This window comes from Paenibacillus sp. MT86, from assembly GCF_058792535.1.
In genome coordinates this window covers 3,169,564-3,196,120 of the sequence record NZ_CM179499.1, presented here as the reverse complement: position 1 = coordinate 3,196,120, position 26,557 = coordinate 3,169,564, and the positions used below count along the sequence as shown (strand labels likewise).

Below are 26,557 nucleotides of genomic sequence, written 5' to 3'. Positions count from 1 at the left end.
CTCCTCCCAGAAAGAATCGAAGCCCTAATATACGCCCTGTTCGCCGAATCGCTTGGACAGCTTGTTGGCGGCCATAACCAGCACGAGACCTACCAGACCCTTGAATACGCCGACCGCGGTCGAGAAGCTGTAGTCCGACTGCTGGATCCCCTTGTAATACACGAAGGTATCGAGCGTATTGCCGATGTGCATGTTAAAGGCGTTCAGTTGAAGGAACACCTGCTCGAAGCCGACCTCCAGCACGTCGCCCAGACGTATGATCAGCATGATTATGATCGTGCTGCGGATAGCAGGCAGCGTAATATGCCAGATTTGACGGAAGCGCCCTGCGCCGTCCATGACGGCCGCTTCGTAAAGAGCCGGGTTGACGCCTGCCAGCGCCGCCAGGAAAATAATCGTTCCCCAGCCGGCTTCCTTCCAGATGACCTCCAACACCAGAAAAGCTCGGAAATAATCGGGCTCGGTGAGAAAAGGGATCGTCTGCTGCAAGCCGAACCATTCGCGCAGCACGTCGTTGATCAAGCCCTCGTTGCGGAAAAAGATCGTCACGATGCCGACCACCACGACCCAAGACAGAAAATGCGGCATGTAAACGATGGACTGCAGCCCTCTTTTCAAGAGCGGATTTGCCACCTCGTTCAGCATGATGGCCAGAATGATCGGCGCCGGAAATGCGAACGCGATCTGCAGAAATGAAATGATAAGCGTATTCCAGATAACCTGGATAACCTCCGGGCTTTCGAAAATCCGGGCAAAGTTCGCAAAACCGACCCAAGGACTCTCCGCGAACCCCCGGAACGGGCTGTATTCTTTAAAGGCTAGGGATATGCCCAGCATGGGCAGATACCGGTACACGATAAAGTAAAGCAGGCCCGGCAGCAGCAGCAGGTATAGATAACGATCCCTCCACATTCGGGTCCGGATTCGCTTCCAAGCGCTCTTCTTGACGGGAGCGGATGGATTGACCTCCGAAATCACGGTTTCCACACAGCTTCTCTCCCTTCCGCCTGACCACCTCTGCCGGTATTCATAAGATTCCATTCATAATAGCCGGGTGGTGCGGTTTGTTTGACTTCCACGCCAGCAGTTTTCTGCCTCAGCTTGAAGGAGACTTCCACAGGGTGGGGGTTATGCACAATGCAGGTTAAGCGGCGGTCATCGCTGTATAAACTCAGAGGCAGCTCCGCCTCAAAAGCGATGTCTCCGCCGGACAACCGTTCAGCCTTCCATAAATTAAGCATGCCGTTACCCGATAAACGGGCGGCTTCTCCCAGGAAAGTTATGCCCCGGTAGCGGGCTTCCACAGCGTCAGCGCAAAACAGCCAGATATCCTCCGCCCCGCCGGGCCTTTCCACCGTTAAACCGGAAGCCAGGCTTCCGGTATCCTGCTCCTCCTGATGGATGGCCAATCTCTCACCGTAATGGACCCGCGGATTGATCAGCGTGATGAACCGCCGTCTTTTGCCTTTCGTGCCACCGACAGCTACATAAGGACCGTAGGTTTCAGCCCCAGGGTGCTCGCGGAGGGTGAGCACCTTCTCCTTGGGAAAAGGAAACATGAGCTGCAGTGCGGCGCTTTCTCCCTGGAATACAACGGATTCACTTCCCAGCTTCTCGCCCGGAGCCTTGGGCTCTTCTCCATCCAGAACCGCCGAGGTCGTATGAAACAGCAGCTCGGCCTCATCCGATTCCTGATGAAGCACCACGTCATCCACGATGAAGTAATATGCCGAATCGATATGTAGGACAGATCGCCGGTAGCGTTTCAGCAGCCCGCCATAGCTTTCGGCAGCGTCCCCGACAACCGCCTCAAATGCCGGGAGTAGCAACTCCTCCCGGAGACCCCCGCCACCCAGGCGGATTTGCCCCTGACCATTGACGAGCAGCGAATTATGGCCCACCGTGCCGGTAGTGTAATCCGCCTTCGGACCGGGTACATAATCCTGGTAGCCGGGATTGGTCAACAGCCACTCTCCGCCGACATTGATCACCAAATTGTTCTGGTCCTTGTGATTATGGTCCTTCGCCGAGCTGCTTGAGGTGAAGCACAGCAGATGATCCTCATCGCCCCATCCCGACCGCAGGGCGGCCCAGCCTACGCTCCGGAATACTGCGGAAGCACGCTTCCCGTACAGCTCCGTTGGACTTGCAGGTGAGGTCTCTTTCCGTAAATAAAGAAGCGATGCGTGATGCGTTGCAGCATGCTTGCGCAGGTACCAAACCGCTGCCGGATGGTCGTAATGGGTAGCTGTCATGGCCATGAGGTAAGCGATATCGAGCTTGTAAAACGAATCCGACAGATTCGGAAACGAGCTTTCCTTTCCCGGTGCCAGGAGCCGAAAAAAACGTTCAGGAAGCTCTTCCCGCAAATACGGATGCTGAACCAGGCCGTCATCGCCGCTGATTCTCCGATAAAGATCCGCAGCCATCCAGGCATGGCGCGCAGCCACATTGTCGTACAGCAGCCCCTCTGTTTCTCCAGACACCCCTTTTCGGTCCAGATAGCTTTGAAGATAAGTAAGTCCGGCTTGCAAATATTTGGCGGCAAACGGGATCTCATCCATAATGGCCGACGCGCCGTACACCATCGCCACCTGCTTGGCTGCCACGATGTTGTGCATATCACGGCTTCCGATATCGATGGCCAGCGGATGCAGCCCTTTTTCCAGAATGGCTTGGCGAATGGATCGCCGCTCTTCTTCCGTCAGCAAGCTGTGAATGGCGTCATAGGCGCAGGAAGCGCCTAGCAACAGATGGGCGTTGCTCAGATTTCCTTCCGCGCCCCGCTCGTCGAACTCATACCATTTCCCGAAGGCGGCCAGGGACAACAGATGCTGCTTCACTCGGACCGCATACTTTCTCTCATCCGTCACCAGGAAAGCCGTGGACATGACGACCAGCCGATCCTCTATCGCTCTGGCGTACATCGTCCAGAACGGGAAGAAGGTATGGCCTTGCGGTTCTCGTACCCGCTTCGGCTCCGTTAGGGGCAGCGCAACCTTCCACTGATCCGATATGGACGGATACAGCACCTCGAAGCTATCTTCCTCCACATAGTCGTCCGCTTTCGCCAAGTATCCGGCCCATAGCACGGATGCATCGATTGCCCTCGCAGAACTGCCGTCATCCCGCTTAATCCGATCCCGAAAATCCGCGAGCTCATCGATCGAAAACAAAATCCTCGGACGGTCCTTCAGCTTCAATTTCGCGGGTTGACCAGCCCGCCTTACAAGAATCTTCCATTTAAACTCTGAAAATCTATCGTCCAGAAAGTCTACGGCAATTTCGGTCTCGCCCGGCTTCAGCCCGGTGATCGCGCTGCCGTTCACCTCAACGATCTCCGGGTCGCTGCAAGTCATGCTGAAGGTCATATCCGATTGCGGCTCCATTCTTCCGCAGGGGTGCACAAGCATGAAGTTAAGCCGATGTTCCTCCCCGGCCTCCAGGAGCGAGGGCTTAATAAATTCCATCCGCAGCAACAATCGCAAGCTCCTCCTTTAATAAGTGAGTTTCTTACTTTTCAACCGGTCAAGAAAACGCTGTCATAAGTTTCTGCAACAAAGCGCCAATCGAAGCCATCCGCGGTAACGTGACTTCTGGTCGCCATGCTTAAATTGAATCATCTTTTTAATATACATGTATATTACTTGTATTTTTAATGATCTGTCAATTCAAATTTTTGTTGCATTCGTCCAACTGCAACATGATCAATCGGGAGGAAATCCCCCTCATACGGCCTGCTATAAGGAAACTTGCCCGTTCCAAAGCGTTTGGCTGCAACCATATTTATTTCCGACTTTAAATCCTTGTTGTTAATCTCAATCCTTGACTCGCGGCGTCCGGTAAGGCGAAATCCAAATGTAAAGCGGCACCAAACATTCCATTTGGTGCCGCCTCTTTTTGCCTTGCTATTTAACCGTGACTACACATTCCGACTTCTTGCTGCAATGAATCTTTGCCAAAAAGTCTATGATCCATTCCTAAAAGTTAAGCAATTAACATTAAAACTGCCTGCCGGGAAGCTTGATGCCGCGCCATTCGCTTACATCGCATTGGCCATATTCATTATCACCCACGGCTACGACCGTGCCGTCCGATTGAAGGCCGAGCGTATGAGCGCATCCCGCCGCTACCGCTACAATATCGCGCCAGCCGCTTACATTGCATTGGCCATGCTGATTCCAGCCCGCGGCAATGACCGTACCGTCGGATTTAAGACCGATGGTATGATAACTCCCCGCCGCTACCGCCACTATGCCGCTCCAACCGATTACATCGCACTGGCCGTGCTTATTTAAACCCACGGCGGCCACTGTGCCGTCCGATTGAAGCCCGACGGTATGAAGGTAGCCCGCCGATGCTTCCACGATGTTGCGCCAGCTTCTTACATTGCATTGGCCGTACCGATTATTCCCCACGATCGTTACCGTCCCGTCCGCTTTTAGACCGACCGTATGCCAGTCACCTGCGGCGACCGCCACGATGTCGAGCCAGCCGCCTACACTGCATTGACCTTCATTATTTCGTCCCGCAGCCACCACTGCGCCGTCGGATTGAAGACCGACGGTGCGACGCCAGCCTGCCGCTACCGCAACCATATCGCGCCACCCGCTGACATCGCATTGATTATGCTTATTCCAACCCACGGCCGCCACCGTACCGTCCGATCTAAGACCGATGGTATGAGCATTCCCCGTATTCGTTGCCATATGGACATTCCCGGCCGCGACCGCTACGATATCGCGCCAGCCGCTGACATCGCATTGGCCATAATGATTATCTCCTGCGGCCGTGACCGTGCCGTCCGATGTAAGAGCCACGGAATGACGTCGACCCGCCGCTATAGTATGTTTGGGCCACCGTTTTACTTTGAACGCCGCTTCTAGCTGGGAAGTGCAATCCATGTCTTACCTCCTCGAAAAGTGTGTGTTTCGATATTTCTTCCGGAAAGTTCTCCTATTCCATTTCGATTATGATAGATCCAAATTTAAAGCAGGGCGTACGCCATAACCGTCAATACTGTTATTTCCGTAGCTGCGAGCACTGCAGCCTGTCCCTACAAAATACGCACGCGAAGGCTTGTTTCCTTGCGTCCGCAGCCACCACCAGGAACAGCCGGCTTCTTTGCCGTCTATGATCATATAGTTGTCTTTGTTCGTTTTATCATATACATATAAGCTGCATCCATCGGGCTTAATCGTTTTGGCATAATCGGTTCCGACAGCGCGTCTCCAATCCTTGCCGTGAGTCTCAGATACATCGTTTAGTTCGGCAACGCTGAGCAGAAAAACCTTATCCTCCGTATCCGGGCAGCCCTTTCCGTTGTCCGTGCAATGCGTCGTCTTGATGAGTTCTTTCTCCGAAGCATTGAATGCGACGTTATAGAATTCATGATTCAGCCACTCGCGCAAGTCGCAGTCATGCCAAGATATATCCATGCAATCACGCCACGTCAGATCCGCACGCTTGCCCTGATACCTTTTGCAGTCCAAAATATATTCGCTCAATACCAACAGCTCGCTCCCTGAGTTTTGAAGAACACGCCAAGTAATCGCCCGTTCTTTGCCGTCCATAGACTGCGGATACGTGCCGAACGTAATGAATTCGCCGGCCTTTAGGTTGCGATATGACGCTAAAGCATAATTCCCTTTTTCCATGACCTTTACCTCCTCCATGTTGCGTTCCTGCTTCGATCATATAACATTCATGCAAGATTTCGCTTGATATACCGGGAATCCTTGTGGGGAGGGTCATTGTCTCTTATAATATTGTTGCCGTACTTTAGAGTTTGACTTTAAGGAAGGTGCACGCAAATGGACAGAACCTTTACACCGAAACAGATGGCCAAGAAACTTCAGGTCAGCACCACTACCTTGCGAAGATATGAAACTCTCGGCTTGGTGCCTGACGTACCTCGGACTTCAAGCAACAGAAGATATTACACGCCGCTCCATGATCAAGCTTTCCTTGCCTTACGATCCTTGGTCCAAGGATTCGATCTGCCTATCGCCTACGAGGTCATGAGTTTATTAAAGAAAGGTCATGTTGAACAAGCACTTTGGATGATCAATGTGCAACAGTACAACATCCAGGTAGAGAAGCAGCGAGTCGAGGAGGTTATGAGGCTCATCCATCAAACGGATTTCTCCAAGTATAAAAATATTCAGGTCACGGATGAAATGAAAATCGGGGAGGTCGCCGTGATCGCCGGCGTTAACCCCTCCGCTATTCGACATTGGGAAAAGGAGGGGCTTATTCGCGCTAAGCGAAACGCGGAAAACGGATATCGAGTCTTTACGTCCCAGGAATTAAAAAAGATTATAGTGCTAAGCAGTTTAAGGAAAACCGTCTTTTTCATTGAAAGCATGAAACAGCTGCTTGAAGCTTTAGAGACACATGATCTAACTACGATTGAACGCTCCTTCAAAGTGGCTCTTCAGAAGCTGAATGAGCAACTGGAAAAGCAAATGAACGGCATATCCGAAATGATGAGATATATACAATTTTTCAAGTGAAGGCATTTACTTCAAACAAAAAAAGCCGCATTTCACGCGGCTTTTACAATATCCATGGCCATTCTGTTCGATGAAAGATGTTACCTGTTCTACGATGATCTGAGGAGGCTAGGTGTATTTAACCTAACTGGCGTTTAAAGGCTTTATTAGCGAAAAAGTAAGCGATGACCATGATGCCGACGCACCAGGCAAGCGCGATCCAGATATCGTTGCCGACAGATCCTTCATGCAAGAGGGCACGAATCGCATTCACGATGGAAGTCACGGGCTGGTTCTCAGCGAACGCACGCACAATTTTAGGCATGGTTTCGGTAGGGACAAAGGCCGAACTGATAAACGGCAAGAATATCAGCGGGTATGAGAAGGCCGTCGCCCCTTCCATCGTCTTTGCTGTCAAGCCGGGAATGACCGCCAGCCATGTCAGCGCCAGCGTAAACAACCCGAGTATCCCTGTTACCGCGAGCCAATCCAGGATATTAGCGCCGGAACGGAAGCCCATCAATAGCGCGACGAGGAAAACCACCACGACCGTAAGCGCATTGGAAACAAGCGATGTCAACACATGAGCCCACAATACCGACGAGCGCTTGATCGGCATGGTAATGAAACGAGCCATCAGCCCGCTCTTTACATCTCCGAACAGCCGGAAGGCAGTATAAGAGACGCCGGATGCGATAGCCATCAGCAAGATTCCCGGCAATAAATAATTGACGTAGTTGGCCGTGCCTGTCTCTATGGCGCCGCCAAATACGTAGACAAACAACAGCATCATCATTATCGGCGTAATCGCCACCGTGATAATCGTATCCGGGCTGCGCATGATGTTGCGCATTAAACGCCCCAATAATCCCCCTGTTTTGCTTTTCATTTACATTTCCTCCTTTTTGCCGATGATGGCAAGGAAAATTTCCTCCAATGTCGGCTGCTTCTCGATATACTCTACTTTTGCCGGCGGGAACATCTCTTTAAGTTCGGCTAGGGTACCGGTCGTGATGATTTTTCCGCCATCCAGGATGGCGATACGGTCCGCCAGTTGCTCGGCTTCCTCCAGGTACTGGGTCGTCAGCAAGATGGTCGTGCCGCTGCCGGCAAGCTCCTTGACGGTATTCCAGACTTCAATTCGTGCTTCAGGGTCAAGTCCTGTGGTCGGTTCGTCGAGAAAAATGACGGCTGGACTCCCGATCAGGCTCATGGCGATGTCAAGCCGGCGCTTCATCCCGCCTGAATATTGGTCCGCCCGGCGGCCCGCCGCATCGGTCAGGCTGAATTTGGCAAGCAGATTGTCAGCGACTTGCGCAGGATTGGGAACTCCCCTCAGCTTGGCGATCATAATGAGGTTTTCCCTTCCTGTGTTCATGCCGTCTATAGCTGCAAACTGACCTGTCAGGCTGATGCTCTGGCGAACATGATCCGGTTGACGTTGGACGTCAGAGCCGCAAATGCTCGCTTCGCCGCCATCGGGCTTCATCAGCGTCGAGAGGATGTTGACCGTCGTCGTCTTGCCCGCTCCATTGGAGCCCAGCAGCGCGAAAATTTCGCCGCGCCGCACTTCAAAATCCACCCCTTTTAAGACTTGCTTGTCTTTAAAGGATTTTTTTAACCCTTTTACTGAAATCGCTGCATTGCTCATATTTTTTCCTCCTTTTAATAAGCTCGATTAGGCCGCACTTGAGAATTCCGAAACTTACGGTTAATTGCCTTGAGGGCTAAATTAACGCAACTAGTTAGTCTGACTGATAATCTGTATTACTTACTACTGGACTAAAAATATAACTGAATAGCGAAGGTGGCAATTCACACGCGTAACCAGCTAATCAGTCGGTATTATTGTAATGAATTTATTTCTTACCCAATCGTTTCATGATGCTCTGATTCAAATCTTCACGATACTTCGTGACATAGGTTTTAGCGTTAGCAACCAGCTCGTCGGCAAAGGATGCCACGTCGTCCCCCGTGATTTCCAGCACTTGTCTGCCTTCTGCCGCACCGGCTTCGAACAACTCAATTAATTCATACTGCATATGCAGCATATCCATCCCGTTGCCTGAGGAGAAATTCCACATGTAATTTTGAATCTTCTTAAATACATACTGGTAGTCTTCTGGCAGGGCTTCAACGCGCGCCATCATCATCTTGTATTCTTTTTTATCGCCGATCATTTTTTTGAATATTTCCATCATGTTATGGTTCCTCCTTTTTTATAAAACCGAACCCGACACTCCATTTATCGGACGGAATATCTTATGATGCTACGTCGACTTCAAGACGTTGATTTTTGATGATACAAAATCCCACTTTTCCCAAAACAACTCAAGTTCCTGGCGGCCCGCTTCATTAAGCGTGTAAAACTTGCGGGGCGGTCCCATGTCTGACGGTTTTTTTTCGATGTTCACCAGTTTCTTCTTCTCTAATCGCACGAGAATGGTGTAGACCGTCCCTTCCACGACTTCGGTAAACCCAAGCTCGTTCAATCGGCGGGTAATCTCGTAGCCATAGGTTTCATGGCGGCTGATAATTTCAAGCACGCAGCCTTCCAGCGAACCTTTCAGCATTTCAGTTAAATTTTCCATGTTCAAAGCCTCCTCTTTTTCGTCCCTCCTCTATTTAGTCTGACCAATATTCAGTACAACATAGTACTAAGGGAATGTTTTACCTAACAGCTTTTATAAATCGAACTATTTAGTATTACTTACTACAGGTACATTGTATTACAGAGTAGATGGAGTGTCAACTGTTTTACTAAAATTATTCTCCACATTCCGCGGTTCGGTATTTAGTGTGACATATTACCGGTATATCGTAACACAAGGTAGCTGGTTTTTCAACTTGATTGGCTTTTTCCTTGTAAAGCAGGATCAACCTGACGCTTCCCCAATTATTCACACTTTAGTCCTCCATCCTTGATTTTAGATTCTTTACATAGCATGACAAGGACAATCAGGTCACTGCAAGCCATGCTTTTGGAGGGAGAGTCCGAATGATGAGCCTGCCGATCTCAAGTCTGGATTACGTATCCTCCGTTGTTGACTTCATGATTGAGGAATACGCGAGCAAGCTGCAGGGCTACCAGACCATCCTGCGTTCGCGATTTATGGAGCTCGTCGCCTCGCCAATGGAAGAAGCGACGCACCCATGTAAAAGGCGCGTCGCTTCATATTTACAACTTCTGATAGATAAAGTTTTTAAACGCAACCTCGCCGGAACCTTTCGCCCGGAGAGCGATTCGCAATGCAAGAAATCCGCCCAATGTGTTATGATGCCAGCCTGAGGTTTCGAATGAATGCTCAAATTTATGCCATACCGATCCATCCGCACTGTAATAGAAGACGACTTCATGCTCGTTATTTTCAAGACGAACGATGACACGCCGATGCGGAAAAGGCCTTGATGGCGTCTCCCAGCCGCGAATAATCCCATAAAGCCCCTCTTGGGATATGCCGAATCCGCTATACGTCGATCCATTATAGAACAATAACAACTGGGCTTCCGATTCTTCCGAGAGCTCAATCTCCACCTGTGCCGTGTACGAATGGTCTTCCGGCATCATAACCAGGGGCGCCAGCTCGGGAGCAGCTTGGATCGTTATCGCTTGCTTCTGCAGCGTATATTGAATATCATTGCTGGATTGATACCAGCTCCACGGATACCCCAGCCCGCCGGCCGCTTCTTGAAATTCACCGTAAGTCATGCCATGCGGAACGGCATCTCCCGGCGGTTTTGGAATAGCTTCATCTGTATTGCAATGAAGCGGGACGCGGAACCATCCGTCCTCCGTCATTCCAGCGGTTCGAGCAGCGTTTGCCTGCCGAGTGTGTAGTACCCTTTTTCGTACGCATGATAAACGATCCACCAGCCGCCGTCCGGGGTGTCAACCAATGAGCCGTGACCTTTGGAGCACCATCGTTCATTCCGGCTTTGCGTTCGAATAATCGGATTGAGGGGAGAATGTTCATATGGCCCCCATGGCTCTTTGGAGCGCGAAGAAGCGACCATATGGCTAGTCGAAGGCCCCGATGTTCCTCCTTGCGCCACGGTAAGATAGAAATATCCGTTATGAAACGTTAGCTTGGGAGACTCCGTAAAGTTTCCTTCCACGACCCATTCCTTCGGAAACGGCCAGCCATCGTACACTTTGCGCGGAGTGCCCACAGCCGACAAACCGTCCCTAGCCAGTTCTACCATATAACCATCGCTAAAAAACAAATACCGGTTACCATTGGAATCCGCGACATGTCCCGGGTCAATTCCTTGCACCCCCACCTTTTGCGGATCACTCCAAGGTCCGTGTGGATGCGTCGCCGTCAGCACCATGATCTCTTCATTGATGGGAGCATAGATATAAAACCGGTCTTCATAGTATGTCAAATCAGGCGCCCATACATCTCCAGCATAATCGGTTAACGCTTTGGCGATGGGTTCCCAGTTCACCAAGTCTTTGGAGTACCAAATCAATAACCCTGGCGCAAACTTAAAACTGGAGTGCGTCATATAATAATCGTCTCCGACTCTGACCACGCTTGGATCCGCATAATCACCGGCCAAAATCGGGTTTCTATACGTGCCGTTTCCCAAATCTCCGCTTGCTTGCATGATCAAACTCCTCACATTCCATGATGTTATGAACTGTCCAATCTACAATTATAAGGAGATCGAAATGACCGGACCTTGATTATTCTGTCATGGATTAGCATGATTGAGACATTGCTGGCCGCGAGTGCTCTTCCGAGTTCATTCATACAAATCATTTTTCGGCAAAGGATATAAGTCCGAGACCTTATCAACCTAACATATAGTGCTGTACGGCTATCCTATTTTTGCGTATATTGGGAAGTAAGACTTTTATAAAGGAACGTGAACGGTGACCACCATACTCGCAAAGAAACACCAACGATTTCGAATCATCAAAATACTCCCGCATATTGCGGCATTTGTCGTTTTTTTGAGCATGCTACTGGGGATCCGTTGGCTCTGGCTTGAAACCTATGCCCCTCCTGCAGATCAACCGAAAGTCTCCAATGGCATACTCGATTTGAGAGGCTGGGATCTGTTGGGCTCAAAATCCATCAATCTGGACGGAGAGTGGCAGTTCTACGCCGACATCCTGGCTAAAGAACAGGAAATGAAGCCGTCCCATGAGTTTTCCTACGTAAATGTACCTGGAGACTGGAATAACAATCGTACGAATAAGGCAAAAACTTCGTTTGGCAGCGGAACATACAGGCTTCGCATATTGCTGGATCGCCCGCTTTCGGCCCCTATCTCGTTCTGGATCCAGGAGATTCAATCCGCGGCTACCGTGGACATTAACGGCGAAACGGTAGCTTCCATGGGAAGGACGGGCGAGCCCGGGCAAGCCTCCTATCTGCCGAACCGCACCTCTTTCGTTGTCGATTATGTTCCCGACCGGGATGCTCGCGAGCTCGATCTGATCATACGCGTGGCGAACTATGAGCATCCTTACCTAGGCGGAATCGCAAAGCCGATCAAGCTGGGATCGCACCAGGCGATCCAGGATGAGCACGGCGTTTCCGTTGATCTTCAGCTGATTATGTTTGTCGTCCTGATGCTGCACGGACTGTACGCCTTCATTCTATACATATTCAATCCGCGGGAAAGGTCGCTGCTCGATTTTTTCCTGCTGCTAGTATCGGCCGCTTTAACCGTCGTAACATCACACGATAGTCTCCTGTTGAAATGGGTGCCTTTAAACTATGAATGGGAGGTCAAAGCAACCTTTCTCTCCTATTCGTGGCTGTCGTATTTCATATGGAAGCTGAGCCGCACCTTTACCTCCCGAAAACGTAACGTGTGGTTTATCACATTCAGCACGCTTCTAGCCCTATATACGGTCGTGGTATTTGCCGCTCCTGTGTCTTGGGTTCACTGGCTCGTAGAATACCGGGTGTTCGGCGCCTTTTACCTGCTGCCGATGCTGATGTCGCTGTTCCTGTTTACCCGAATGGTCTTTAACAGCCAGGATGATTCCATATTCCTGCTGCTGTCGGCCAGCGGCGTGCTGGCAAGCGCCGTATGGGGGGCGCTTAATAAATATTGGGAGCTCCCCGCCGTGTATTATCCGGTGGACGTGCTCGCGGCCATCATCGGATTTTCGGCCTATTGGTTTAAGCGATACTTCCGCAACCTTCATCAAATCAGCAAACTCAACGATAAGTTGAAGCTCGCGGATCAAATGAAGGACCGGTTCTTGGCCAATACGTCTCACGAGCTGCGCACGCCGCTGCACGGAATCATGAATATCGCCATAAGCCTTGCTGAACGGAGAAAGAAACCCTCGGCAAACAGAGCAGCGAGGATTTGAACCTGTTGATTACGGTCAGCCGTCGAATGTCGCATTTATTAAATGATCTGCTGGATGCCGTCCGTCTTCAGGAGAAGCAAATTCAGCTGCAGCCGAGCCGGGTTTCCCTGGTTTCCGTCGTGAACGAGGTATTCGATATCGTAAAATTTATGACGGACGGCGTGACCGTTCAGCTCAAGATGAATATTCCCAATACCATTCCTGCCGTACAGGCGGATGAAAAGCGGCTCGTTCAAATTTTGCTCAATCTGATTCACAACGCCATCAAGTACACGGAGAAAGGCTCCGTTACCGTCTCCGCCTTTACCAAGAGCAGTAAAATGACGATCACGGTAACGGATACGGGGATCGGGATGGACCCTCAGACGCTAAACCGTATTTTTCTTCCGTACGAACAGGGGAATCAAGGGTTAAATGACGCGAAGGGGATCGGCCTAGGGCTTAGCATCAGCAAGGAGCTCGTTGAGCTGCATGACGGCGAGCTGACGGTCGAATCGGAATTAGGGAAAGGAACGACTTTTGCGTTCACACTCCCGCTTGCGGACCCAAACGCAGAGTATTCTGCTTCGCAGCGGGTTCCCGTACCCGCTGTAGACACAGCTGTCTACAAAGAACTGGCGGTCAGTTGGGACGTCGCAACAAACGGTACCCCTATGCAGGTACCCACGAAGTTATGGTCGAAAGAGCATCCCGTCAGTATCCTGGCCGTGGATGACGATCCTGTAAACCTGCGCATCCTTGCCGGCATTCTTTCGACAGAGCCGTACAACCTGAATGTCGTTGCCTCCGCTGCCGAAGCGCTTGAGCTTCTCGGCTCGCAGCCGTGGGATCTCCTCATAGCGGATGTCATGATGCCGGAGATGTCCGGCTACGAGCTCACCCGCACCGTAAGGGAGCGCTTTAACGCCGCGGAGCTGCCCGTACTGCTGCTGACGGCTCGAGGCGAATCGGCCGATGTGTATGCAGGCTTCCAATCCGGCGCAAATGATTATGTGACGAAGCCGGTTGATCCTGTAGAATTGAGATACCGCATCCATTCCCTGATCACGCTGAAGCATACGGTGGATGATCGCCTGCGCATGGAAGCAGCCTATTTGCAGGCACAGATCCACCCTCACTTTTTATTCAACACCTTGAATTCGATTATGGCGCTTAGCGAAATAGATATCGATCGCATGCGAAGCCTTGGCGAGGCTTTCAGCTCCTATCTGCAGATCAGCTTCCATTATCGGAATCAGGATCGGCTGGTACCGCTGCAGCAGGAGCTTGAGCTTATCCAAGCCTATTTATACGTAGAGACGGAAAGATACGGGGAACGCCTGAACGTGACCTGGGAAGTTGATTGGGATCTCAACGTCCTCATCCCGCCGCTGGCGATCCAGCCGTTATTGGAGAATGCGGTTCGGCACGGCATTATGAAGAGGGCCAGTGGCGGTACGATACGGGTCAGGATTGCGATGCAGGAGGACTTTATCATCGTTGAAGTGACGGATAACGGGCTTGGCATGGAACCCGACCAGGTTACCCAGCTGCTGAATGCACCCGACCATCGAAAAGGCGGCATCGGTCTCTACAACACGAATCGTCGTCTGCTCCAAACCTTTGGCAGCGGTCTGGTCATCAAGAGCACGATGAATCAAGGCACTACGGTTTCCTTTCAAATTCCGGTGCAGCTCCCATTACATTCTTAATTGAGCATTTTGCATAATTCCGTTTTTGTGTAACAGACAGCAGAAATCAATAGCCCCAGACTACTAAGTGACTCGATTCTAAAAATGGGCAGACCAGCAGAATTTCATCAGTTTCAATTTTTAAGCTGCCGTTTGTTGTTTTCTAGAAACAATGGAAAGAGCGGATACGAGCAGCACGATGGCATTCAAATACTGGTGAGTCGTTACTTTCTGGATGCCCCAGACATGCATGCCATCAGCCGAAAGATAGGTTTTCATTCTGGAGTTGCATCGTTCCACACTTGTACGCTTGTTGTAAAGCTCCTTCCAGCGTTTTGTATCTCGATGAGGGCTGCAGTATCGCCGAAGATCGTCCTTCGCATCCACCTTGACGACCATACCATAGTTGGAAGTCGAGCAAGCCGCCATGCCTAATGGGCAGTCGACTTTGCCCGTGGCATGAGGACAACGGAACTTCAAGTAATCGCCGTCAGCACCCCAGTAAGTCATGGCGAACCCCATCGAGCAACATGGCGTTCCGGTTGCTGTCATCCCGGCAGGAGGTTCTTTCTCTCCTCGGGGGTTCAGAGGGATGATGGCTTGCGCTTTCACGTTTCGAGCGGCTTCGTAAACTTTCATTTGATCGTAGCCCGCATCGAGCATAAAGAATTTCGCGCTCGTTTTGGCAGCTACCTTCGCAATCAGACCAGGTGCCATTTCTCCGTCATTGACATGTGCGGGCGTGACTTCTAGTGCTAGCGGAAGTTCGCTTTTCGTGTCAACAGCTAGGTGGAGTTTGTATCCGAACCAAGTGACTTTGTGGCCGAATGAATCGAACTTTGCGCCCCAGTTGGCATCGCCGGTCTGCTCACTTTTGCGCTTGGGTTGCTTCTTCTCATAAGCATGGATGGCGGCGCTGTCGATCGCAATGTGGCTGCCGTCGATGATGCCCTCTTGCTGACAGAGGTTGACCAGATTCTCGAATAGCTGCTGTGCCAATTTTTTCTTTGTCAGTTCGGCGAAGACCCGGCTTAGCGTAGAAATAGACGGTGCTTTGCGATCTAATGAAAGTCCACACTGATAGCGAAATCGAAGATCTGTTTCCAATCGATGATGCAAGCCAGTAAACGTTTGAATATGCTCAAGCGGCGCAGCCAAAAGTGCACGAAGAATTCCTTCTCTACAGTGCCCGTCAGCGCCACGGGGTGAACGACTTCTCAATTGCTTGGCATAAGGGCGAAGATCCAAGACGCTAAAAAAAATGGGCAATCGATCTTTTGATTGCATTTTTAACAGATCCTCAAAGGAAAATAGACTTTCTTGGAGAATATACAAGTGACTTCACTTCCTCTCGGAGTTTTTGGGTTTGGTCACTTGAAAACTTCTCCAAATTGGGGTGAAGTCCCTTTTTTATGTTTGAAAATCCTTGTGTATCAAGGGCTCAGATTAATGCAAAATGCTCAATTAAAAAAAATCCCAACATGTTGGGATTTTTTTTAATAATGTGGGTGGGTACAATTAAAGGTGAAAAGCGGCCTCTTACCGGCGCAGAGGACATTCTTCACCTTTTCCCATGACCCATTATCCTCCTCTGAAGCAAGAATCTCCCTTGCCGCTTCTATGAACGACATCATGATTGGTGAAAGCCACTTGTCCTTATGCCACAGCATTTGTGTATACACGTGCAAATCCGGAATTTGCCATGGAAGGGCAACCAGTTCGCCTCGTTCAACTTCGGCTTCCACTACGATTTCTGGAAGAAAGGCAATGCCGATTCCCGAAATGGCACATTGTTTAATCGCTTCGGCACTTTGAAACTCTAAATACGTAATACTGTCAATGCCCTCTTTTTCAAAGGACCGGTCAAACATGGTTCGATAGGGACAACCCTTTTCATTCGTCAAGAACACTTCTTCGTGAAAATCTTCGAGCCGCAGCACCGTCCGTTTTGCGAGCGGGTGGTCTGGAGCGGCGAATAAGCGGAACGTTTCTTCCAGCAAGGGTTCCACGGCAAGTCCGCTTGAGCGAATGGGTTCGTCCAACATAAAGACGACGTCCGCGCTTCCTTCAAAGAGTGTTTGTTTGAGCTCTTGATTGGGAACGGAGCGGAAGATGAGACGCACGCCCGGATGGCGCGAACGAAATAACTGAAAGACAGCCGGAAGCCGATAGGCGCAAATCACCTCATTGGCACTGATCGTTAGGGTGCCGCTTAGAACCTCGTTGTCATGAACGACGGTTTTAGCTTCTTCCAATTGGTCAAGAACACTCTGGACATGTGTTAAAAAGCGTTTACCCGCCGTTGTGAGTACGAGCTGCTTGCCCAAACGGTCAAACAGGCGAACCCCCAGCTCATCCTCCAATGCCTTCATTTGCATCGTGACGTTGGAAGGGACGTAGCTCAGCACTTCCGCAGCACGACTGAAATTTAATGTGGACGCCACCGTGCGGAACGTAATCAGTTGGCGTAATTCCATATACGATGCCCCTTTTACCTTCAATTTTATTGAATACAGCTTTGAATTCTATTCACTTTTATTGAGAGTACCATGACCCTATACTGAGTACAAGAACTACACTTTAAATATATGGTTTCATTTTGAAGGGAGCAAACGATATGATGGATTATGAAATTTTTGATTTGGGTGACGTAACCTTGCAATCCGGAGTGACGTTACCGGACGCTTTTCTTGCTTATAAGACATATGGACGATTGAATGAGAAGAAAGATAATGTCATCATCTATCCCACAGCCTTTGGGGACCAGCATACTCAGAATGAATGGTTGATTGGAAACGGTATGGCATTGGATCCGCGAGAATATTTCATTATCGTTCCAAACCTGTTGGGCAACGGATTATCTTCCTCTCCCAGCAACACGCCCCCCCCATTCGACCGGGCTCATTTTCCGCAGGTAACCATCTATGACAACGTTGAATTTCAGCATCGGCTGGTGACCGAGAAATTCGGCATTCACAAGATCGCTCTCGTCGTTGGGTGGTCCATGGGAGGCATTCAAGCATTTCAGTGGGGTGCGAGTTATCCCGACATGGTGGAGCGAATCGCCCCTTTTGCCGGCGTTGCCAAGACTTGGCCCCAAACGTACGTGGTCCTGGAAGGAATGAAGGCTCCGCTCATGGCTGCAGTCGGCTTCGATTCAAGCAAACTAAACAAGTTGACTTCCGCAGACATGCGCGCCGTCGGACGCGTCTATGCCGGGTGGGGCGTATCGCAGGCGTTTTATAGAGAGGAACTTTATCGTGAGATGGGTTTTGACTCTTTGGCAGAATTTATGGCGGGCGTCTGGGAAGACAGCTTTATGAAGATGGATCCGCACAATGTCCTGGCCATGTTATGGACAGGTCAACATGCAGACATAAGTGCGAACCCCTCCTATAACGGAGATTTCGATAAAGCGCTCAAAAGCATTTCGGCGCTTGCCTGCATCATGCCGGGTAGCACGGATCTCTTCTGCCCGGCCGACGACAATGAATACGAGGCTAATCTTATACCACATGCTCTATTTAAACCCATTGAGTCGATCTGGGGTCATTTTGCCGGACGCGGAATCAACAGCGCCGATAATCAATTTATAGATGATAACTTAAAACGCTTGTTAGCGCTTCGTTCTAACGAATAGAACATCAATAGCTGAGGTCACCAGAGCTTGCTGGTCGACCTCTTTTTATCCTTCGCCCTCCAGTCCGGATAGGATGGGTAAAATCCTCAATGCAAAGAGTCTATAAGAATATCCAGAATCGTCTTACAACGTTCCCATTCTCCTCCACATACTCCGACTCAAACTGACCACCATTCTTCAGAATCGTTTTTTCCGATGCCACATTTCCTTTATCACAAACCAGCAGCACTTTGTTTAGTCCCATATCTCTCGTGATTTCAAGGGTTAATGCTAAAAGTACGGAAGCATAGCCCTTTCTTCTTTCCGACGGACGTATTCCGTAACCGATATGCCCGCCGCTATTCAAGAGTTTTTCATTAAGTCTGTGTCTAATATTGACTGCACCCATTACTTTTTTTGAATAGCTGTCGATAAGCCAGTACGTAGAATGAGGGACAAAGCTCTTGTTCTGTAGCTTCTCTTCTGTATCTTCCGCATATAAAAATTCGATCATGGAATCAAAATCAGCTGGATCTTTCCTCACTACCCACGGGGTAATATCCTGTTCATCCGACATCCAATCTTCGTAAAAAGACAGATACTCCCTCTTATATGCAGCTGAAGGTTTCACCAACTCAACGGCGTTCGACATTACACCATATCCCATCTGTTAAATTTTATATATAGTACTCCTAGTAAAATGAATTTACCTTTCTTGTCGTCCGACCTTTTTTATTGAAGTTTGGCTGAATAGACATGGTCAAGAAACTCGATAGAGATGCGTTCTGCTTCCGTTTTGGTTACAATTTCCGATGCCTGGCGTAAGCTTTGGTACAACGCTATCGTATTTTTTAAAGCCTGGTAGCAACTATCCAAGTTGTGGAGGGAAATCGTTCCTTTAAGCTCCTCTAATTCCTGGACACCGTATTTCTCTAATTTTCGAACCCCTCGCGGTTGCTGGCCGTTACGCATGAGAACGAGCGGCCCCAAGACTGCGCTTCGCATAAATGTTAAAAGATCTATTACTTCAAACAACTCGCCTCTCCCTAGTTTTGTTGCACCGTAATGAACCCATACCCAAAAGCGGTCTTCAATCCATTGCGGATCAGGGTTAGGAAAAGACAACGTCGTTTTGTTCAGTATCGTTGTAATGTCAGAACCTCTCTCCCATAGAATTCTCGGGTCTTCGATTCGAGATTCGAGCTCTTGCGGCTGTACAAATTTGAGGTCGACATGAAGCGGATCGGGGCCGTATAGGCAAATAACCAAACGAGGCTCACCAACATGCTCCCCGGTGAATGCCGACAGCAGGTTACCCAGCCCTTCCGCAATTTGAAGCCGTTGATCCATGATCTCACTTCGGAATTCATTACGATAAACCAGAATTAAATCTAAATCACTGTACTCATCCATAGCGCCGTGCACCATAGAACCGCCTGCGAGCAAACCTGCAAATCGTTGATCTTGGCGAAAATGCGTTATTGCCTGTTCAATGAATCGTTCATGCACGGGTAATCTCATACAAAACACTCCTTAAATGATGACCCATAAAATGGGTATTATTAAAAAGTAACATTGAAGCAATACGCGTGTCAATCAAATGAAATCCAATTTGCGAAATATGAAAAAAGCCGCAGTTTATGCGGCTTATCCATGTTTATCTGTTCTTGTCGTCCAACAATAGAAGTTGACAAGGTAGTTACCAGCTGGACTTCGTTATACCAGGAATTTGCCCCTTATGGGCCAACTCCCGAAAAACAATGCGTGAAACGCCAAATTTACTGATATAACCTCTTGGCCGGCCGCTGACCGCACAGCGATGATGAAGCCTGGTCGCCGAAGAGTCGTGGGGCAGTTTTTGGAGCGCTGCGTAGTCGCCCTTCTCTTTCAGTTCCTTACGCTTCTGCGCGTATTTAGCAACCATCTCTTGTCTTTTCCGTTCTTTCACGACTTTCGATTTTTTCGCCACTTGGAACACGCCTCCCTTCCTATTCGTGATTATTCATTCAAAGCCTTTGTTAAAGCGTCGAGGTTTTGACGCATAATGGCAATGTAATCAAGGTTATCCGCGATATCTTCCTCGGTTAATCCTTCGATCGGATTAAGTACGGAAGTCGAAGCGCCGATCTCAGAGGCTATCGTCTCTGCAACGTTTGACGACACAAGCGTTTCAAAGAATATCGTTTTTACATTGTGCTCCTTGGCAAATTCGATCACTTTAGCCATTTGAGCAGCCGAGGGCTCTTGGTCCGGAGACAAGCCTGCAATCGGCACTTGAGTCAAACCGTATTCTCTGGCTAGATACCCGAACGCAGCATGCTGCGTAATGAAGTCTTTTCGTTTGGTATTTTTCAGTCCGTCTCGAAACTCTTTGTCCAATGCCTCCAGTTTACTAACATAAGCATCTGCGTTTGCTTTGAATGCCTCTTGATGTTCCGGAGCAGCTTCGGCCAAACCTGCCTCGATGTTGCGCACTTGTTTGACAGCCATGGCCGGCGAGAGCCATACATGCGGATCCAGTCCACCGTGGTCATGGTGATGCCCCTCTTCCTCATGATCATGGGCGTGCTCATCATGGCTGTGATCGCCCTCTTCATGATCATGGGCATGCTCATCATGGCTGTGATCGCCCTCTTCACCATGATCATGGGCATGCTCATCGTGGCTGTGATCGCCCTCTTCACCATGATCATGGGCATGCTCATCGTGGCTCTGATCCCCCTCTTCACCATGATCATGGGCATGCTCATCGTGGCCGTGATCCCCCTCTTCACCATGGCCATGAGAATGACCGGTACCTTCCATGATCTCTATTCCCTTACTGGCCTCAATTGCCGATACCCCGGTGCCCTGGATGCTCTCCAGAACCTGATCGACCCAGCCTTCCATGCCGGCGCCATTATACACCAGCACATCGGCATCGGAAATCCCCGCCATGTCCTGGGGTGTCGGCTCCCAATCATGCGCTTCAATACCCGGAGGAATTAAATTCTCCACATCTGCCAGATCGCCCGCTACCTGTTTAGTAAATTCATACATGGGGTAGAAGCTGGTTTTAACTTTCAGCTTTGTAGTTTCCGTTGTGGAAGCATCAGACGTCTGGTTACTGGCGGAAGACCCGTTTCCATCATGAGAAACCGTCGGTTTACCCGAGCCGCAGCCTGCAATAGCCAATACTGCGGATAGGGATAGTAGGGTTAATACTCGCTTAAATCTCTTCATAATTCTTATGACTCCTATTTCTATTTATTTTTTGTATCGATCTTCGATTTTGTAACCGAAGCAATTTTTGAAAGATAACGGCCAAGATTAGAAATCCTAACAGAATCAGGGCAATGGTACCTCCTGGCGGCGTATTGAGATAGTATGAAGCAGCAAGGCCCGAAAAAACACCGCTCAACCCAACAAAGACGGCGATCCCCATGGCTGCTAAAAAACCTGTTGCCATCCGCAGTGCGATCGAGGCCGGCAGCACAATTAACGCCGAAACCAACAGCACGCCGACTACCGGCATGGCGGCGGCAACCGTCATTCCCGTAAACACGGCGAATAAAAAAGACAGGAGAGAGACACGCATACCGGATACCGAAGCGGTCTCCTCATCAAAAGCAAAGTTATAAAGCGGCCGGCGCAAACCAACAAAAAAGATGATCCCTACTGCTGCTACCACCGCAATAAGCCGAAGCTGCGTATCGCTAACCGCAACAATCGATCCGAACAAATAGGAGCTGAAGCTCTTGCTCAGATTTTGATTCAAGCTCATCAGGACCACCGATAGAGCAAGCCCAGAGGTCATAATAATGGCAACCGGAACCTCGGTGTATGTACGATACACTCTTCTAAGCTGTTCAATCACAAGTGCCCCGATCATAGCCATTGCAAAACCGCTGAGTGCGGGATTCAGTTTCAAAAAAGAACCCAATGCGACTCCCGCCAAGGATACATGAGAGAGTGTGTCCGCCATGAGAACCTGGCGCCTGAGCATTAAAAACACGCCCAGAACGGGACCGATCACGCCGATCAGGCCTCCTGCCCAAAACGCGCGCTGCATAAATTCGTAACTGAGCATCGCCATCCCTCATTCTCCTTTCGCTCCAAGTGGACGACCTGGTCCAGATATGGACCGATTTCATCAAGCGAATGGGTGACCATAATGACCGTGTTGCCTTTGTCCTTGACATAATCGTTTAATAGTCGGTACAGATCCGTACGACTCGACACATCCATCCCTGTCGTAGGCTCGTCAAGAATCAACACCTGCGGCTCCTGGGCCAACGCCCTGGCAACGCATATTCGCTGCTTTTGCCCTCCCGATAACTCGCCGATCCTCCGATGACGATATTCCCACATCCCCACTTCCTTCAGGCTTCGCTCAACGATCTCATAATCTGCGGATGTGAAACGCTTGAACAATCCGAGTCGTCCGTAGCGGCCCGATCGTACAAGCTCAATCACTTTACTGGGAAAGCCAGCGTTGAACGAGGCCACTTGCTGCGGAACATATCCAACAGATAACCTGGATCCGTCCTCCAATACTCGCTTAAAAACGATGGACCCGCTCCAGGGCTTTATCAAACCAAGCATCAATTTCAGCAAAGTTGATTTTGCGGCGCCATTTGGACCGGATATACCGATGAATTGTCCCAAATGAATGTCGAGCGACAAATTCTCAACGACAGCTTGATCCCCGTATCCAAACATAACGTCGCGCATGGAAGACAATAACATATCCCCATCTCTTCCTTCCTTGTGACAGAAAAACTGTTTTATTCAGCATGAAACCCGGTGTATCCTATTGCTAATCCCTTTTCCAACCCGGCAGGAGGACAGCCATCCCCCTTAAATCTTCGCCAGATCAGGTTTATATTCATCATAGGAATCTTTTATATGGCTTTTCAGCAGCGGTTGCCGTTCAATAATGGCTTTTCGCTTTGCTTTCAATACAATTTGCTCCATGTCGGCAAAGCTGCACCCTTCAAGCAGGTCGCATGCCTCCGTCAACGCTGACGCCTCACACCGGAAATCTCCGAGAAGAATTTCGATATAATGCTGCCTTCTGCCAAAGTCCGGCAGGGAATACGTCATCTTCGTGTCGAACCTGCGCCATATTGCCTGATCCAATTCCTTCTCCAAATTGGTGGCCGCCATCATGATGCTTTTGTCCCCAAAATCATCCAGACACTGCAGCAATGTATTTACGGCACGGGCCATCTCCTTCACTTCATCGTTGCTGTCCCTCGTCCTGGCAATGGCATCGAACTCATCAAGGAAAAGAACGCAGGGAAATGTGTCTGCATAATCGAAGATTTTGCGAATATTGCTCCCCGTTTAGCCCAGATGACTATGGATGATAGCATCCAGTCGAGTCAGAACGAGTGGAAGCTCCAGTAGGTTGGCCATATAAATGGCCGTTAAGGTTTTACCTGTTCCCGGAGGACCGTACATGACGATCTTGTTAGGTATCGGTACGTGATGCTCCTCGAATTCCTCCCTCATCCCCAAAATGGCTATAAACTCATCCACAATTCTCTGATTGAAATCCGGCAAAATCAGGTGCCTCGCTTTTTTGCCGCACTCCTTAGGTGAATACACGGTTGCCATATCGATCCCTTTGGCACGCGGAATACGCTGGCTTGCATTGCTTTTGCTCATGATCAACTGCTGCTCCTTCACTGCATAAATCGAGTATCATGACGTGACCGTTCTTTCTCTGATTCGGTACGTTAACCACTCTACCGTTTATAACTTAATCGTTTCTTGAACTTATCGACACGCCCGCCGATTTCGGTATTTTTCTGCTTGCCCGTGAAGAAAGGGTGTGAAGCCGAACTGGAATCTACGCGAATCACGGGATAGGTTTGACCGTCTTCCCACTCCATCGTTTCTGTCGAAGTCTTGGTGGAGGCACTGAGAAATGAATAGCCCACGCTCGCGTCTAGGAATATGACTTTTTGAAATGTTGGATGTATCCCTTTTTGCATGGTATTGTTCTCTTCTTTCCGAGCCGATCGACTCTGTATTATTTGTTATTCGTAATATTTACGATTAACATCATGGGTGAATATTAAAATATAAAATCATTTCTGTCAACTCTCGGCTCCATACTGAAAAAACCGCATACCACGAATGGAATGCGGTCGGACTATGCGATCATAAAGGCTTTTTAAACATTTCAATTAAGCTGGTGAAGCTATCGTCGGCATGACCATTGGCAACTCCACGCTTGAAAACTTCAAGAACAGCGGCGGGCAGAGAAGCATCTATTCCCGCTTCTTTCGATGTTTGAACGACGTGCTCGATGCTCGCCATTCCCATAGCAAGTTTTTCAACGTCGCCTTGATGCTTGCCCGCATCGATCCGGGAAGTGTAAAACTCAAGTAACTTCGGCAAAGAAGACAGCGTATCCGAGACGTATGGCAGAAATTGTTCGGCCGTGATTCCATTTGCTCCCGCTACGGCAAGAGCGTGAAGGTAGCTGAGCATAGCCGTCCAGAAGACATCGATCTGGATCTGGTAGTACAGCATGGCCAGTCCTGGATCCTCGCCCTTATAGTCAGTCCCTGTCAATACTCCAAGGGTATTTTTATGCGCTTCGAAAATATCTCTCGGACCACTATAGAGTGTTACGAATTCCGTATTACCTATACCCGGAGGCGAGGCCAATACGCCGCCAGTGAGATGCCGGGCATTACGATCAGCTAACCATTTCGACGCTTCCCGGACTTTTTCAGGGGTGTCCGAACTAAGATTGACAATGATTTTTCCGGATAATTGCTCCGTGATCGGTTCGAGAATAGCATACATCGCATCATAGTCCGTTAGACTGAGGATGATCAATTCGTTGGATGCGATCGCCTCCATGACCGTGGATGACCTGATGGCGCCCTTCGCCACAAGCTCGTCGGCTTTGCTTGAAGTTCGATTCCACACGGTCACATTGTAGTCCTGATCCAAAAGAACGCTGACCATCGCCTTGCCCATGGGTCCTAACCCGATGACTGTTACGGATGAGCGATCCTCCATTACTTTTACGTTTCCATCACTGGCCGACTTGCTTAATTGCTCATGCTGGTTATTACGCTTCATTCGAATAACTCCTTTCATAGGATAAGCACTTAAAAATCATTCATTACATTCAGACATGCTAACGACAGGGCCGAGTATGGTCCTATCCATATATCGGCACTTTAAAAAGCTCGGTGACAGCGGAAAAGTCATCATCAGGAAAGCCGGCAGCGACTCGTCGATCCATCAGGGATTGGATGGGATCGAGTAACTCGGTACTTATACCTTGATCCTCGCTTGCCTTACGAATATTCCTGAATCCAACCTGCTGCATCGCAAGTTTAGCCGAGACGCCTACCGAGAATTCTTTCGTGTCGAATTGGCGGGCAAGGTTAGGTATGATGCCGGTAATTGCGCTCAGGTAGGGAATCAGAAGTTCGGATGAAAAGTCCTGCGCCGTGATACCCTCTGTGGCGACTACAGAGATAGCGTGCATGGCACCACCGAGCATACCGTACATCGCACCATTCATGGCTAGATCGAGCAAGGATGCCAATCCGGCATCTTCACCAACGTAGTTGGCAGCACCCATAACGTCTAACAACGTCTTGTTGGAATCAAAAGACTTCTTGTTCCCCCCACTGTATAGGATAAAAGCGGCCTCGGTTCCGATGATCTGCGGTACGGCCATGATCCCTCCATCGATGTAATCGTATTCTCTTTGCTTTGCCCATCTGGCAGTGTCGCGAGCCTGCTTAGGTGTGCCATTGGTAAGGTTGAACACAACACGATCCTTAGGGATATCCCCCAGTGGATCAAGGATTTCATGCACAACGGCGTAATCCAGAACACATATGATGACGACTGGACTGGCGAGTATTGCTTCAGCAGGTGTGGCGGTAAGCACGGCACCTTGCTTCACCAAGGCATCTGCCTTTTCTGACGTGCGATTCCATACCGTCGTAGGATAACCGTTCCGTATAAATGAACCAGCTAATGCCTGACCCATCTCGCCAAGACCAATAACAGTCACAGGCGAGCGATCCTCTTTCTGATTGTGATCGTAACTCATAATGTAAATGCTCCTTTCCTCTACCAAGTTATTTTTTTTACAACGTTGTACAACAGTCTGGTTACGAATTTATTCTAGACCTTAACACTAGTGTCAAGCTCAATAGATACTGAAAAAAAACTGGGAAGCCGTTAGCTTAACAGGTTGTGACATGTCGGTTGGCCTAATGGTTCAACAGATGCTTAGGGGCGGGATCATCACGGTCATGGCTGAAATCTATGAGCCGAACATCGCCGAGGAGGCTATTTCCGGTTCAGGAGCTAAGCGGAGTGTTCTAAGCAGCGAGATTATAACGAAAATGATGATGATAACCTTGGAATCGGAAGATAACGAGTGAAAATAAAAAAACAACGAATC

The 26,557-nt window shown here is 49.5% G+C and carries 26 protein-coding genes and 1 pseudogene; 5 read left to right on the top strand and 22 right to left on the bottom strand.

Annotated features, from left to right (window positions below; all coding sequences use genetic code 11):
- Window positions 1-24 precede the first annotated feature (24 nt).
- From AC3RCL_RS14190 to AC3RCL_RS14175, 4 genes are all read right to left on the bottom strand, one after another.
- Complete coding sequence (locus tag AC3RCL_RS14190) at window positions 25-987, bottom strand: ABC transporter permease (protein WP_277746036.1); 963 nt, start codon at window positions 985-987, stop codon at window positions 25-27.
- Complete coding sequence (locus AC3RCL_RS14185) at window positions 975-3,482, bottom strand: heparinase II/III domain-containing protein (protein WP_492535894.1); 2,508 nt, start codon at window positions 3,480-3,482, stop codon at window positions 975-977. The genes AC3RCL_RS14190 and AC3RCL_RS14185 overlap by 13 nt, the downstream gene beginning before the upstream one ends.
- 519 nt (window positions 3,483-4,001) lie before the next feature.
- A complete protein-coding gene (locus tag AC3RCL_RS14180; protein ID WP_492535891.1) occupies window positions 4,002-4,904 on the bottom strand; it encodes an RCC1 domain-containing protein in 903 nt (300 codons plus the stop codon).
- Between the two features lie 66 nt (window positions 4,905-4,970).
- Window positions 4,971-5,657 carry a DUF6273 domain-containing protein gene (locus tag AC3RCL_RS14175; protein ID WP_192571687.1) on the bottom strand — a complete coding sequence of 229 codons (687 nt, stop codon included), beginning with the start codon at window positions 5,655-5,657 and terminating at the stop codon, window positions 4,971-4,973.
- 156 nt (window positions 5,658-5,813) lie between these two features.
- Here AC3RCL_RS14175 and AC3RCL_RS14170 point away from each other — a divergent pair, with 156 nt between their 5' ends.
- Entirely contained in the window at window positions 5,814-6,515 is a 702-nt protein-coding gene (locus AC3RCL_RS14170; protein WP_492535889.1) for a MerR family DNA-binding transcriptional regulator, read from the top strand.
- A 118-nt stretch (window positions 6,516-6,633) separates the two neighbouring features.
- Here the strand turns inward: AC3RCL_RS14170 and AC3RCL_RS14165 are convergent, their stop codons facing one another.
- The 6 genes from AC3RCL_RS14165 to AC3RCL_RS14140 all read right to left on the bottom strand — a co-directional run bounded on the left by AC3RCL_RS14165 (window position 6,634) and on the right by AC3RCL_RS14140 (window position 11,105).
- Window positions 6,634-7,383, bottom strand: coding sequence for an ABC transporter permease (locus tag AC3RCL_RS14165; RefSeq protein ID WP_492535887.1), 750 nt, complete (start codon window positions 7,381-7,383; stop codon window positions 6,634-6,636).
- Complete coding sequence (locus tag AC3RCL_RS14160) at window positions 7,384-8,145, bottom strand: ABC transporter ATP-binding protein (RefSeq protein WP_492535885.1); 762 nt, start codon at window positions 8,143-8,145, stop codon at window positions 7,384-7,386.
- A 208-nt stretch (window positions 8,146-8,353) separates the two neighbouring features.
- Complete coding sequence (locus tag AC3RCL_RS14155) at window positions 8,354-8,695, bottom strand: DUF1048 domain-containing protein (RefSeq protein WP_192571685.1); 342 nt, start codon at window positions 8,693-8,695, stop codon at window positions 8,354-8,356.
- 69 nt (window positions 8,696-8,764) lie between these two features.
- Complete coding sequence (locus AC3RCL_RS14150; protein ID WP_015735658.1) at window positions 8,765-9,085, bottom strand: PadR family transcriptional regulator; 321 nt, start codon at window positions 9,083-9,085, stop codon at window positions 8,765-8,767.
- 587 nt (window positions 9,086-9,672) lie between these two features.
- Window positions 9,673-10,293 carry a beta-xylosidase family glycoside hydrolase gene (locus AC3RCL_RS14145; protein ID WP_492535882.1) on the bottom strand — a complete coding sequence of 207 codons (621 nt, stop codon included), beginning with the start codon at window positions 10,291-10,293 and terminating at the stop codon, window positions 9,673-9,675.
- Window positions 10,290-11,105, bottom strand: a complete 816-nt coding sequence (locus AC3RCL_RS14140; RefSeq protein WP_492535880.1) for a family 43 glycosylhydrolase — start codon at window positions 11,103-11,105, stop codon at window positions 10,290-10,292. The genes AC3RCL_RS14145 and AC3RCL_RS14140 overlap by 4 nt, the downstream gene beginning before the upstream one ends.
- Window positions 11,106-11,373: 268 nt before the next feature.
- Here AC3RCL_RS14140 and AC3RCL_RS14135 point away from each other — a divergent pair, with 268 nt between their 5' ends.
- Both AC3RCL_RS14135 and AC3RCL_RS14130 read left to right on the top strand, forming a co-directional pair.
- On the top strand, window positions 11,374-12,834 hold the full coding sequence (locus AC3RCL_RS14135; protein ID WP_492535878.1) for a sensor histidine kinase: 1,461 nt from the start codon (window positions 11,374-11,376) through the stop codon (window positions 12,832-12,834).
- Window positions 12,831-14,525 carry an ATP-binding response regulator gene (locus tag AC3RCL_RS14130; protein ID WP_492535876.1) on the top strand — a complete coding sequence of 565 codons (1,695 nt, stop codon included), beginning with the start codon at window positions 12,831-12,833 and terminating at the stop codon, window positions 14,523-14,525. The genes AC3RCL_RS14135 and AC3RCL_RS14130 overlap by 4 nt, the downstream gene beginning before the upstream one ends.
- A 120-nt stretch (window positions 14,526-14,645) precedes the next feature.
- On the opposite strand, the gene AC3RCL_RS14125 is transcribed toward AC3RCL_RS14130, so the two are convergent.
- Together AC3RCL_RS14125 and AC3RCL_RS14120 are read right to left on the bottom strand one after the other, a co-directional pair.
- Window positions 14,646-15,839 carry a transposase gene (locus AC3RCL_RS14125; RefSeq protein ID WP_487717185.1) on the bottom strand — a complete coding sequence of 398 codons (1,194 nt, stop codon included), beginning with the start codon at window positions 15,837-15,839 and terminating at the stop codon, window positions 14,646-14,648.
- A 161-nt stretch (window positions 15,840-16,000) separates the two neighbouring features.
- Window positions 16,001-16,981: a LysR family transcriptional regulator gene (locus AC3RCL_RS14120; RefSeq protein ID WP_492535874.1), complete on the bottom strand. Its 981-nt coding sequence runs from the start codon at window positions 16,979-16,981 to the stop codon at window positions 16,001-16,003.
- A 143-nt stretch (window positions 16,982-17,124) separates the two neighbouring features.
- On the opposite strand from AC3RCL_RS14120, the gene AC3RCL_RS14115 reads away from it, so the two are divergent.
- Window positions 17,125-18,144 carry an alpha/beta fold hydrolase gene (locus AC3RCL_RS14115; protein WP_041622202.1) on the top strand — a complete coding sequence of 340 codons (1,020 nt, stop codon included), beginning with the start codon at window positions 17,125-17,127 and terminating at the stop codon, window positions 18,142-18,144.
- Window positions 18,145-18,244: 100 nt separating this feature from the next.
- On the opposite strand, the gene AC3RCL_RS14110 is transcribed toward AC3RCL_RS14115, so the two are convergent.
- The 10 genes and pseudogenes from AC3RCL_RS14110 to AC3RCL_RS14065 form a co-directional block, all read right to left on the bottom strand.
- Window positions 18,245-18,775, bottom strand: a complete 531-nt coding sequence (locus AC3RCL_RS14110) for a GNAT family N-acetyltransferase (RefSeq protein ID WP_015735663.1) — start codon at window positions 18,773-18,775, stop codon at window positions 18,245-18,247.
- Window positions 18,776-18,855: 80 nt separating this feature from the next.
- On the bottom strand, window positions 18,856-19,644 hold the full coding sequence (locus AC3RCL_RS14105) for an oxalate:formate antiporter (protein ID WP_036660699.1): 789 nt from the start codon (window positions 19,642-19,644) through the stop codon (window positions 18,856-18,858).
- 178 nt (window positions 19,645-19,822) lie between these two features.
- The gene (gene rpsN / locus AC3RCL_RS14100; RefSeq protein ID WP_036660701.1) at window positions 19,823-20,092 is read right to left on the bottom strand and encodes a 30S ribosomal protein S14; all 270 of its coding nucleotides are present in this window, start codon (window positions 20,090-20,092) and stop codon (window positions 19,823-19,825) included.
- Window positions 20,093-20,121: 29 nt separating this feature from the next.
- Window positions 20,122-21,345, bottom strand: coding sequence for a metal ABC transporter substrate-binding protein (locus AC3RCL_RS14095; RefSeq protein WP_036660703.1), 1,224 nt, complete (start codon window positions 21,343-21,345; stop codon window positions 20,122-20,124).
- Window positions 21,332-22,198, bottom strand: a complete 867-nt coding sequence (locus AC3RCL_RS14090; protein WP_036660704.1) for a metal ABC transporter permease — start codon at window positions 22,196-22,198, stop codon at window positions 21,332-21,334. Before AC3RCL_RS14090 ends, AC3RCL_RS14095 begins: the two co-directional genes overlap by 14 nt.
- Window positions 22,144-22,851, bottom strand: a complete 708-nt coding sequence (locus AC3RCL_RS14085; RefSeq protein ID WP_015735668.1) for a metal ABC transporter ATP-binding protein — start codon at window positions 22,849-22,851, stop codon at window positions 22,144-22,146. The genes AC3RCL_RS14090 and AC3RCL_RS14085 overlap by 55 nt, the downstream gene beginning before the upstream one ends.
- A 111-nt stretch (window positions 22,852-22,962) precedes the next feature.
- Window positions 22,963-23,775 (bottom strand): annotated as a pseudogene (locus tag AC3RCL_RS14080) (AAA family ATPase).
- Between the two features lie 80 nt (window positions 23,776-23,855).
- Window positions 23,856-24,104 (bottom strand): type B 50S ribosomal protein L31, encoded by a 249-nt coding sequence (locus AC3RCL_RS14075; protein ID WP_096773980.1) that lies wholly within the window; start codon window positions 24,102-24,104, stop codon window positions 23,856-23,858.
- A gap of 169 nt (window positions 24,105-24,273) precedes the next feature.
- The gene (locus tag AC3RCL_RS14070) at window positions 24,274-25,209 is read right to left on the bottom strand and encodes an NAD(P)-dependent oxidoreductase (RefSeq protein ID WP_492535869.1); all 936 of its coding nucleotides are present in this window, start codon (window positions 25,207-25,209) and stop codon (window positions 24,274-24,276) included.
- A gap of 82 nt (window positions 25,210-25,291) precedes the next feature.
- Entirely contained in the window at window positions 25,292-26,200 is a 909-nt protein-coding gene (locus tag AC3RCL_RS14065; protein WP_492535868.1) for an NAD(P)-dependent oxidoreductase, read from the bottom strand.
- A 151-nt stretch (window positions 26,201-26,351) separates the two neighbouring features.
- Here AC3RCL_RS14065 and AC3RCL_RS14060 point away from each other — a divergent pair, with 151 nt between their 5' ends.
- Window positions 26,352-26,537 carry a hypothetical protein gene (locus AC3RCL_RS14060; RefSeq protein WP_492535867.1) on the top strand — a complete coding sequence of 62 codons (186 nt, stop codon included), beginning with the start codon at window positions 26,352-26,354 and terminating at the stop codon, window positions 26,535-26,537.
- Window positions 26,538-26,557 lie beyond the last annotated feature (20 nt).

Excerpts from the sequence above, each read along its gene's own strand:
- AC3RCL_RS14180 (WP_492535891.1), bottom strand. The coding sequence starts at position 4,904 with ATGGATTGCACTTCCCAGCTAGAAGCGGCGTTCAAAGTAAAACGGTGG.
- AC3RCL_RS14175 (WP_192571687.1), bottom strand. The coding sequence starts at position 5,657 with ATGGAAAAAGGGAATTATGCTTTAGCGTCATATCGCAACCTAAAGGCC.
- AC3RCL_RS14170 (WP_492535889.1), top strand. The coding sequence starts at position 5,814 with ATGGACAGAACCTTTACACCGAAACAGATGGCCAAGAAACTTCAGGTC.
- AC3RCL_RS14165 (WP_492535887.1), bottom strand. The coding sequence starts at position 7,383 with ATGAAAAGCAAAACAGGGGGATTATTGGGGCGTTTAATGCGCAACATC.
- AC3RCL_RS14160 (WP_492535885.1), bottom strand. The coding sequence starts at position 8,145 with ATGAGCAATGCAGCGATTTCAGTAAAAGGGTTAAAAAAATCCTTTAAA.
- AC3RCL_RS14155 (WP_192571685.1), bottom strand. The coding sequence starts at position 8,695 with ATGATGGAAATATTCAAAAAAATGATCGGCGATAAAAAAGAATACAAG.
- AC3RCL_RS14150 (WP_015735658.1), bottom strand. The coding sequence starts at position 9,085 with ATGGAAAATTTAACTGAAATGCTGAAAGGTTCGCTGGAAGGCTGCGTG.
- AC3RCL_RS14145 (WP_492535882.1), bottom strand. The coding sequence starts at position 10,293 with ATGACGGAGGACGGATGGTTCCGCGTCCCGCTTCATTGCAATACAGAT.
- AC3RCL_RS14140 (WP_492535880.1), bottom strand. The coding sequence starts at position 11,105 with ATGCAAGCAAGCGGAGATTTGGGAAACGGCACGTATAGAAACCCGATT.
- AC3RCL_RS14120 (WP_492535874.1), bottom strand. The coding sequence starts at position 16,981 with ATGGAATTACGCCAACTGATTACGTTCCGCACGGTGGCGTCCACATTA.
- AC3RCL_RS14115 (WP_041622202.1), top strand. The coding sequence starts at position 17,125 with ATGGATTATGAAATTTTTGATTTGGGTGACGTAACCTTGCAATCCGGA.
- AC3RCL_RS14110 (WP_015735663.1), bottom strand. The coding sequence starts at position 18,775 with ATGTCGAACGCCGTTGAGTTGGTGAAACCTTCAGCTGCATATAAGAGG.
- AC3RCL_RS14105 (WP_036660699.1), bottom strand. The coding sequence starts at position 19,644 with ATGAGATTACCCGTGCATGAACGATTCATTGAACAGGCAATAACGCAT.
- AC3RCL_RS14095 (WP_036660703.1), bottom strand. The coding sequence starts at position 21,345 with ATGAAGAGATTTAAGCGAGTATTAACCCTACTATCCCTATCCGCAGTA.
- AC3RCL_RS14090 (WP_036660704.1), bottom strand. The coding sequence starts at position 22,198 with ATGGCGATGCTCAGTTACGAATTTATGCAGCGCGCGTTTTGGGCAGGA.
- AC3RCL_RS14085 (WP_015735668.1), bottom strand. The coding sequence starts at position 22,851 with ATGTTATTGTCTTCCATGCGCGACGTTATGTTTGGATACGGGGATCAA.
- AC3RCL_RS14075 (WP_096773980.1), bottom strand. The coding sequence starts at position 24,104 with ATGCAAAAAGGGATACATCCAACATTTCAAAAAGTCATATTCCTAGAC.
- AC3RCL_RS14070 (WP_492535869.1), bottom strand. The coding sequence starts at position 25,209 with ATGAAGCGTAATAACCAGCATGAGCAATTAAGCAAGTCGGCCAGTGAT.
- AC3RCL_RS14065 (WP_492535868.1), bottom strand. The coding sequence starts at position 26,200 with ATGAGTTACGATCACAATCAGAAAGAGGATCGCTCGCCTGTGACTGTT.
- AC3RCL_RS14060 (WP_492535867.1), top strand. The coding sequence starts at position 26,352 with ATGTCGGTTGGCCTAATGGTTCAACAGATGCTTAGGGGCGGGATCATC.